The sequence below is a fragment of the Roseibium sp. genome (genome assembly GCF_025698965.1).
GTDB lineage: Bacteria > Pseudomonadota > Alphaproteobacteria > Rhizobiales > Stappiaceae > Roseibium.
This window is the reverse complement of record NZ_JAILWL010000394.1, coordinates 1-6,253: the sequence shown is the minus strand read 5'-3', so window position 1 is coordinate 6,253 and position 6,253 is coordinate 1. Positions and strand designations below refer to the sequence as shown.

Below are 6,253 nucleotides of genomic sequence, written 5' to 3'. Positions count from 1 at the left end.
CCGAACCCTGGACTGCGGACAAACTGGTGCCACCCGTCATGTCTTTCTTCCGCTGGAAGGACATGTGGTTGAACTCCTCGCTGCAGACCGCTCTGGTGAATTCCTATGTGGTTGCGCCGTCTGCCTCGATCGCCGCACTGGCACTGGCTACGCCAACGGCCTTTGCCTTGGGACGAATCAGGTTTCCGGGCAGAGAGGCCTGCAAAATCCTTGCGCTGTTGCCGTTGATCGTACCGCCATTCGTAACCTCGATCTTCTTCACCTCGCTGCTGTACCAGCTCGGGCTGCACTCATGGCGTTTCGGGGCAATCCTGTTCGCCCACGCGATCGTTTTCATGCCTTACGCAATCCGCATCATGACGGTCAGCTTTGAACAGGTCCGCAATGACCACATCGAAGCGGCCCGTGACCTGGGCGCCAGCACCTGGGCACGCTGGAAGGTGGCTTATATCCCCGCCCTGAAGCCCGGAATTTTCGCGTCTCTCCTGATCGTCTTCATTCAGTCGATCGAAGAATTCGCCATCGCCTTCATTGTCGGGTCACCCGACTTCACCACCATTCCGACATTGCTCTACGGAACGCTTGGACAGGATTACGTCAGGCCCAATGCAGCAGTGTTGTCCCTCATTCTCGTCGTCCCGAACGTCATTTTGATGCTCATCCTGGAAAGGCTGCTGCGATCTGCCAATCCTGCGCTGAGTTCAGGCAAGGGCTGACGTGAATATCCCGACTAAACGGAGACCAACCGACATGTTGAAGACCCTGATCCTATCTACGACGGCCCTTGCATTGGGCGTCAATGTTGCATCCTCGGCAGACCTTTCAAGCATGAGCTGGGACGATATTGTCACCCAGGCGAAAACCGAGGGTGAACTCACCTGGTATGTCTGGTACCTGCAGGACGACCTGCGCCGCTTTGTAAAATCGTTTGAAGACGAATACGGCATCAAGGTCACCATTCCGGAAGGCACCGCGGCTGGGAACGCTGAAAAAATGTTGGCGGAGCGCAATCGCGAAACCGGCGACATCGACGTCTTCGCCTGGGGATACAACGACTTCGAAACCGTTGACCTTGAAGCCAATTTCGAGCCGCTCAAAATGCTTCCGGAAGACGGCGGCCGGGTTTCCAATCTCGTCGGCATTGACGGCAAAGGCTACCTGCTTGCCTTTTGGGGCAACCAGACAGGGATTGCTTATGACCCGGCAAAAGTCGCAAAAGCCGATTTGCCCCAAACACCTGAGCAGTTTGCAGCTTTCTGGGCGGCCAATCCGGGTAAATTCGGTTTCAACTATGAAAAAGGCGGCTCAGGTCCATCCTATTACCTGAACACCCTGCAAAACCTGACCGATGTGGACTTCTCCGACGGCGAAGTCACGGACGAAAAACTCGCCAAGGTCGCTGAGGGCTTCAAGTTCTTCAACGACAATGGCGAAAACTACGTGATCACCGCGTCGAATGCCGACAGCATCATTCGCGTCAGCGACGGTGAATTGTGGATGGTTCCGGGCTGGGAAGACCATTTGGCAGGCCTGCAAAAGCGCGGAGAAGTGCGTCCCGAACTCGAGTTCTACATTCCTGAAATGGGAATGTATGGTGGCGGAAACGGCATTGCCATTCCGAAGAATGCGCCACATCCCGCGGCCGCAGCTGTCTTCGTCAACTGGCTGACGTCTGCGGAGACGCAGTCCAAATTCAACGTCGATTTCGGCACAGCTCCGATGCACGCGAGCGCCGACGACAGCCATGCCCTCATTCCGAATGAGCAGCGCCAGTACCGTCAACCATGGGCCGTTCAGCCATTCCGCAAAGCCGTGGAAGAAAGCTTCATCGAGAACGTCGTCCTGGAACGCTGATCATCCAGGCAACACAACAAGCGGTTTCGCGCACTTTGCGGGACCGCCCCTTTCAAGCCCCCGAATAAAAGAAAAGAAATGACGTACCAAAAAACTCCCAGGACCCGTCCCCCACTGAAAGCCTTTTTGGCAGACAGGTCCTGGAAATTTGCCGTTGTCGCTCATCGCGGCGCCTGGCACGGTGCACCGGAGAACTCCATCGCATCCGTCGAACTCGCGATCCGCAATGGATACGAATTTGTCGAAATCGATGTTCAGGTGACCGCAGACGGTCAGCTGATCTGCCTGCATGACAATACGCTTGATCGCATGACCGGACAGCCCGGCACCGTTGCAAAGACAAATGCTGCCGACATGACCTGTCTTTACCTCAAGGAAGGTGCCGGAGGCGAAGGCGCTCCCCTGACCGCATCTCACCCTCCTCTTCTGGGTGATCTGCTCAACGTCACGGGCGACAGGATCTATGTCGATGTCGACGTGAAGCATTTCAGGGATATCGAGGCAGTGAGCGCGTTTGTCCGAAATCATCCGAGCCGGTCACACATCAACCTGAAAACGCTTGTCGAAACCGAAGACGACATGCGCTTCGTCGATGATCTGGAAAAGCGAACAGGCGTGCTCGTCAAACCCATCGTTGAGGTGACAGCCGAAACACTTGGCACCTATCTCGGCTTTCTACAGTCCCGGACAACACCGCTCATTGAGGGCCTGTTTGACAGCTGGTCGAGTTTTGAACTCTACGCCAAGGCTGCACACCTGTCAGGCACGGACCTCTTCCTGAATTCGCTTGATGAAGTTCCCTCCGCAGAGGTCACCGATACGCAATCCGTGGCGGACCCCGATCAGGGCTGGGGACGTTTGCTTCAGCATGGCGTGCGTCTCATTCAAACGGATCTTCCGAACGTCCTTAAGGATTACTCCGTCAAGCAGACAGCCGGAACGGCGACCGCACCCTGACAATCAGGACAACAGCAAGACCGCACAGGAATAACCGATTGGACAGCTTGATCGGATCCGACGACGAAAGGCTCCCACCGATAAGACCGGCAGGAGCTTTTCTCAAGGTTGGAACAATTGCAAGCAGGCCCGGTTCACTTCACCACTTGCTTTCCGGATCAACCTTGAACAGATGTTCCATGAACACGCGCGTGACCTCTGCAAGCTTGTCCGGACGCGCGTGATCCCGCTGCAGTTCGGCCGGAACGACATTCCAAGTGATCGGCTCCACGCCTGAGGCAATCATCCGCGCCATGCCGTTTTCGTGGCTCATCTGCGTAATGCTGCCAACTGCATCTTCAGGCACAAAAACATCATAGCCTTCACGCTCCGCTTCAATGGCTGGATAGGCAAGGCAGACATCGGTCCACAAACCGCCCATAATCAACTTCCTGCGTCCTGTGGCTTCGACCGCTGCAACGAATTCCGGCTCTTCCCAGGCATTGACGCTGGTTCGATCGACAAAGACCGCATTCGGCGCCAGTTCCTTCAGTTCTTCAATCATCGGCGCATAATCGTTAAAGCCAACCGCGACATGCGAAAAGATGATCGGAATGTCGTAGATCACGGCAGTCTTGATCAGACCGGTAACATTGTTGATCAGGTCTTCGTGCTTGATATTGCGCACTCCCTGAAGGATCGGCGGCTGGTAGTCGATCAGAATCAGGGCGGAATTGTCCGGTGACAGAAATGGATCTTCATCCGCAGCCCGCGCAGGAGTACCCCGGTAACCTTCCGGATAGTTTGCCACACCATCAACAGTGGTGATTCTGGTCTGGGTGGAAAACCGTTCCAGTCTGCTTTCGCGAACCTCTTCCGGGTTTGCACTGAAAGCAAGCGAAGGCGCAGTAACACTGGCACCGAGCAGCAGCGCTGCGGCGGCTTTCACAAGAGTTTTCATCATGGGTTCCTTTGTTAAGGGTGATTTTCCAATAACGGCGACAAAGTCAGGCCTCACCGTGGACATGCTCTGCAATCAGATCGGCGACCGAAGGTCCCGGTCCGACGAGCTCCAGGACATTGCGGTCAGGATCGCGGATGAAAATCGTTTTCGTTCCGCGAAATTCCCGGCGTCCCGTGATGGCAATGTCCTTGCTGGTCACAAAGGCTTCGGTTGCCTCTGCATTCCTCACCTTCAGCGCCAGATGCGTGATGCCCGGAGACTTGGAAGCTTCGTCCATCAGCACATTGTGTCCCTGATTAAACGTTGCCGGACCGAGCAGGTTGATATTGATCCCTGAAGGGTGAAGCATCACCAATGGATGACCATTGTCGTACCCACCATCTGCGATCAACTCGAAACCAAGCGTTTCGTAAAAGGCTACCGACTTTTGCCGGTCGCTGATGCGAATACCTATGTGATCGAAATTTGCGATGTCGAGCATGGTTTCAGACCTTCTCAATTGCGATGCATTTGAGATAAGCTTGAAGCATGAACATCACTAGTGAGAAAAAATTCGCATCACCTGTCCATTTTTATCACAGTCTTAATTCGGACCGCATGCGCGAGTTTCTGGCTGTTGTCAGGGAAGAGAGCATTTCAGGGGCGGCCCGGACACTCAACTTGCCCAGAGCCACCTTGAGCCGCAGGATCTCCGCACTCGAGGCTGATCTTGGTGTGCGCTTGCTCCACCGCAGAACCAATCGATTGACCCTTACCGAGGCGGGTGAAGAACTCCGACTGCGCGCTCAGCGGATTGTCGAAGACGTCACGGACGCCTGGAATGCAGTACGTCGCCTGGACGGTACACCACGTGGTTTGCTGCGTGTCTCCGTCACCGGCCCCCACTTCACAAGACTATTCACGGACTTCTTATGCGACTATCCCGAAGTTCGACTGGAGGTGCAGTCGACGACCCGGCATGTCGATCTACTGTCCGAGGGCATCGATGTTGCTATTCGCATCGGCCCGGTAAAGGACCAGAATCTCATCGCCCGGCGTCTTCACACGGACCGGTTGGTTGCCGTTGCCAGTCCTGCATATCTCAGCTGGCGCGGCACACCTAAAACGCCGGAGAATCTCGCAGATCACAATTGTATTGTCGGATTTGCGGGCGAATGGACTCCCAGCAAATCCTGGCCGCTTCTGGCTGGAGGTTCCGTTCCGGTCGGTGGTCGGCTTTCCGCCAACGAAATCGAGCTGGTCACGAAGACAGCACTTGACGGCATCGGCATCGCGCTCCTTCCCTCCGCCATTGCGGCGGAGCACCTGCGCAGCGGTGCGTTGACTGCCGTCCTTGCCGACATTGTCGGTGCTGAAATTCCAGTCAGTCTTGTCTACGCGGATCGGGAGTTCATGGACCCGAAGGTCCGGATTTTCATTGACCGTGCTGTTGAGGCGATCGCAAGGGAAATGCCCCGTCCATACGACTTCTAGGTCAATTCCTCATGGACCAGACTGCGATGGTATGAACTAGCCTGCAAATTCCTCGATCAGGTCGGGCATGAACGGCAGGTCCGTGACGCCGATATCGATCCCGGCCTGGTTGAACAGCGTTGAAAGCTGACCGCGATGATGCGTCTGGTGATTGAACATATGCATCACGAGAAGCCACCGCGGACGCCGACGGCTCACCCCATCCGTGCTTCGGGTCCACTCCATGATTGCCGAAAGCCACTCGGAGGAAAACCCCTCTGTAGCGACGACGATATCCCGGCACATATCCAGATGCGCCGATTTCAACTCGGAAAAATCGTCGAAGATATCGACGCCCATGCCTTTGACGTCGTAGGTCTTATCGGAAAACCGGCTCATCCAGACCCGGTCCGCGAAGAGGATGTGATTGAGCGTCGAGTGAACGGATTTGAAAAAAGCCCCGCGATCCTGTCTGCGCTCCGCGTCGCTCATTTTTTCAGCGGCCTCATAGGCCTTATCGGTCATCCAGGCATTGTAAGCTGCCATGCGCTGAAAAAGCGCCGTGTCGACTTGCAGGGTCATGCTCGCCCTCTACCTCAAACCTCGATAATATCCGGTTCGGCGGTTTCGAACCGCTGGGTTTCCGCGTCCATCACACGCAGTTCGCCGGATCCGATATCGAACCAGGAACCGTGCAGTTGCAGATTGCCCTTGTTGATTGCGTCTTCAACAAATGGAAATGTCAGAAGGTTTTTCAACGATTGACGGATGCCAGCATATTCCATCGCAAGCTGCGGGTCATCGGCCTTGTCGATTGGCAGGCACGCCATGGCAATGGCGGCTGGCTCCAGCAGCTTGATCCATCGCCCGATGAACTGGCCTGTTGCCATCGGTTCATTCGCGTTTTCACGGAACGCCTTGACCCCACCGCACTGACCATGGCCCATGATGACAATATGCTTCACGTTCAAACCGTTGACGGCAAACTCGATTGCCGCGCTGGTACCGTGCTGGCCTTCGGTATCCTCATAAGGCGGCACAAGGTTG

General features: G+C 55.6%; 8 protein-coding genes. 4 read left to right on the top strand and 4 right to left on the bottom strand.

Annotation, left to right across the window (positions count from 1 at the left end; genetic code table 11):
• From K5905_RS24930 to K5905_RS24920, 3 genes are all read left to right on the top strand, one after another.
• Positions 1–716: ABC transporter permease (locus K5905_RS24930; protein ID WP_297589138.1), on the top strand; the 716-nt coding region annotated here is incomplete at its 5' end.
• 34 nt (positions 717–750) lie between these two features.
• Entirely contained in the window at positions 751–1,854 is a 1,104-nt protein-coding gene (locus K5905_RS24925; protein WP_297589136.1) for an extracellular solute-binding protein, read from the top strand.
• A 78-nt stretch (positions 1,855–1,932) separates the two neighbouring features.
• The gene (locus K5905_RS24920) at positions 1,933–2,811 is read left to right on the top strand and encodes a glycerophosphodiester phosphodiesterase family protein (protein ID WP_297589134.1); all 879 of its coding nucleotides are present in this window, start codon (positions 1,933–1,935) and stop codon (positions 2,809–2,811) included.
• A gap of 139 nt (positions 2,812–2,950) precedes the next feature.
• On the opposite strand, the gene K5905_RS24915 is transcribed toward K5905_RS24920, so the two are convergent.
• The gene (locus K5905_RS24915) at positions 2,951–3,751 is read right to left on the bottom strand and encodes a hydrolase (protein WP_297589133.1); all 801 of its coding nucleotides are present in this window, start codon (positions 3,749–3,751) and stop codon (positions 2,951–2,953) included.
• 46 nt (positions 3,752–3,797) lie between these two features.
• Positions 3,798–4,235: a VOC family protein gene (locus tag K5905_RS24910; RefSeq protein ID WP_297589130.1), complete on the bottom strand. Its 438-nt coding sequence runs from the start codon at positions 4,233–4,235 to the stop codon at positions 3,798–3,800.
• Positions 4,236–4,282: 47 nt separating this feature from the next.
• On the opposite strand from K5905_RS24910, the gene K5905_RS24905 reads away from it, so the two are divergent.
• The gene (locus tag K5905_RS24905; RefSeq protein ID WP_297589128.1) at positions 4,283–5,227 is read left to right on the top strand and encodes a LysR family transcriptional regulator; all 945 of its coding nucleotides are present in this window, start codon (positions 4,283–4,285) and stop codon (positions 5,225–5,227) included.
• A gap of 36 nt (positions 5,228–5,263) precedes the next feature.
• Here K5905_RS24905 and K5905_RS24900 read toward each other — a convergent pair whose 3' ends face one another.
• Both K5905_RS24900 and K5905_RS24895 read right to left on the bottom strand, forming a co-directional pair.
• Positions 5,264–5,788, bottom strand: coding sequence for a DinB family protein (locus K5905_RS24900; RefSeq protein WP_297589127.1), 525 nt, complete (start codon positions 5,786–5,788; stop codon positions 5,264–5,266).
• Between the two features lie 14 nt (positions 5,789–5,802).
• Positions 5,803–6,253: carbonic anhydrase (locus tag K5905_RS24895; RefSeq protein ID WP_297589124.1), on the bottom strand; the 451-nt coding region annotated here is incomplete at its 5' end.

What these genes read in the sequence shown, in the direction of transcription:
- K5905_RS24905 (WP_297589128.1), top strand. Translation starts at nt 4,283, where the DNA reads ATGAACATCACTAGTGAGAAAAAATTCGCATCACCTGTCCATTTTTAT.
- K5905_RS24900 (WP_297589127.1), bottom strand. Translation starts at nt 5,788, where the DNA reads ATGACCCTGCAAGTCGACACGGCGCTTTTTCAGCGCATGGCAGCTTAC.
- K5905_RS24915 (WP_297589133.1), bottom strand. Translation starts at nt 3,751, where the DNA reads ATGAAAACTCTTGTGAAAGCCGCCGCAGCGCTGCTGCTCGGTGCCAGT.
- K5905_RS24925 (WP_297589136.1), top strand. Translation starts at nt 751, where the DNA reads ATGTTGAAGACCCTGATCCTATCTACGACGGCCCTTGCATTGGGCGTC.
- K5905_RS24910 (WP_297589130.1), bottom strand. Translation starts at nt 4,235, where the DNA reads ATGCTCGACATCGCAAATTTCGATCACATAGGTATTCGCATCAGCGAC.
- K5905_RS24920 (WP_297589134.1), top strand. Translation starts at nt 1,933, where the DNA reads ATGACGTACCAAAAAACTCCCAGGACCCGTCCCCCACTGAAAGCCTTT.